This is a genomic window from Kocuria subflava (assembly GCF_012163155.1).
GTDB classification, from domain to species: Bacteria; Actinomycetota; Actinomycetes; order Actinomycetales; family Micrococcaceae; genus Kocuria; species Kocuria subflava.
The window spans coordinates 1-1,373 of sequence record NZ_JAAVUN010000075.1; the positions used below are offsets into that span (position 1 = coordinate 1).

Sequence of the window (1,373 nt, forward strand, 5' to 3'; positions counted from 1 at the left end):
ATGCGAAGAGCCTTCCATGAAGACCATCGACTAGCGACGTCAACTGGAAACCGAGCCATAGGTCAGGTCAATGAGACACCTACTCGTGCATCAGTCCCCTTTGGGGCCCCGGGTAGCAAGCTTGAGGAAGTCTTCCCCCGCTTCGGATGAGGGCTATGCCTGAACGTATGCGCTTACGTACTCCTCGGTGGGTGGTACCGGCTGAATAACGTCCAGGAGGACACCGTCGGGGGCTGCAACGATGAAGTGTCGTTGCCCGAAGGCTTCATCGCGCAGCGGCTGGACGATCTCAACGCGCGCATGCGAAAGGCGCAGATGGAGGTCATCGACGTCATCGACTTCTAGGTTCACGATCACGCCTCGTGGCAGTGCGCCGTAGCCCTCCGGGATGGTCTCGTGGTCGTGAGCCAGGATCGCTAGCTCGAAGGCGTCGAGTCTCAGGCTGACGTACCAGTCGCACTCGAACGTCACTTCGAAGCCGAGGGCCTCACGGTAAAACGATGCTGCAGCAGGGGCGTCGTCTGACATGAGCACGGGGTAGAAACTGGTGACCGGCATCAACTCTCTCCTTACATACACTGGGAACGTAACTCACCCCACTATACATACACAAGGTACGTAAAGGAACCTCATGCCCCGCGCTTCAGCTGCTGATGCTGCTCGGACAGCCGAACGGATCCTTCAGTCGGCATCCACGCTGTACGCCACGTGTGGCTATGCCCACGTCTCTCTTGATGACGTCGCACAAGACGCCGGCGTTACGCGAGGGGCGATCTACCATCACTATCTGAACAAGAAGGGGCTGTTCAGTGCAGTGGCGGCGAGGCTTCAAGCCCAGGTGGCCGCAGCAGTCGTGGCCGCAGCCGAGGGCGCGCCACCGTCGCCCTCATCCCGGCTCCGGGCAGGCTCGCACGCGTTCCTGGACACGATCACGTCGAGTTCCTTCGTGCGCATCCTCCTCGTCGACGCGCCAGCGGTGGTGGGTTGGCAGGAGTGGCGCCGTCTCGACGACGAAAACTCCGTCACACATCTGCGCGAAGCCCTACGCAACGTCCACGTGACCGAAGCTCTCGTGGACGTTACCGCCGCACATCTGTCGGGCGCCATGAACGAGGCAGCCCTCTGGATCGCGCAGCATGCCGATCCCGAAGCTGCACGAGCTGAGGCACACGCCGCCCTCGACCAGCTCCTCAACGCCTACGCCGCCTGACCCACACCGAGTTGAGTTCCGCATAGTGGTGGAGCCCGCGGTGGCCGGCTCGTCGTTCGCGACGTAAGCGCGGTTGGGCTGACCCCGTTTTGTAGGTCCGGTGGTTCTGGGAGTCGTCCTGTCGCCCGTGGTTGCGGGCAGGGAGACTGGTCAGATCATGTCG

At 62.0% G+C, this 1,373-nt stretch carries 2 protein-coding genes; one reads left to right on the forward strand and one right to left on the reverse strand.

Annotation, left to right across the window (positions count from 1 at the left end; all coding sequences use genetic code 11):
* Positions 1-153: 153 nt before the first annotated feature.
* Positions 154-558: a VOC family protein gene (locus GTW58_RS13000; RefSeq protein WP_119933841.1), complete on the reverse strand. Its 405-nt coding sequence runs from the start codon at positions 556-558 to the stop codon at positions 154-156.
* A 73-nt stretch (positions 559-631) separates the two neighbouring features.
* On the opposite strand from GTW58_RS13000, the gene GTW58_RS13005 reads away from it, so the two are divergent.
* Positions 632-1,210: a TetR/AcrR family transcriptional regulator gene (locus GTW58_RS13005; RefSeq protein ID WP_119933842.1), complete on the forward strand. Its 579-nt coding sequence runs from the start codon at positions 632-634 to the stop codon at positions 1,208-1,210.
* Positions 1,211-1,373 lie beyond the last annotated feature (163 nt).

Excerpts from the sequence above, each read along its gene's own strand:
- GTW58_RS13000 (WP_119933841.1), bottom strand. The coding sequence starts at position 558 with ATGCCGGTCACCAGTTTCTACCCCGTGCTCATGTCAGACGACGCCCCT.
- GTW58_RS13005 (WP_119933842.1), top strand. The coding sequence starts at position 632 with ATGCCCCGCGCTTCAGCTGCTGATGCTGCTCGGACAGCCGAACGGATC.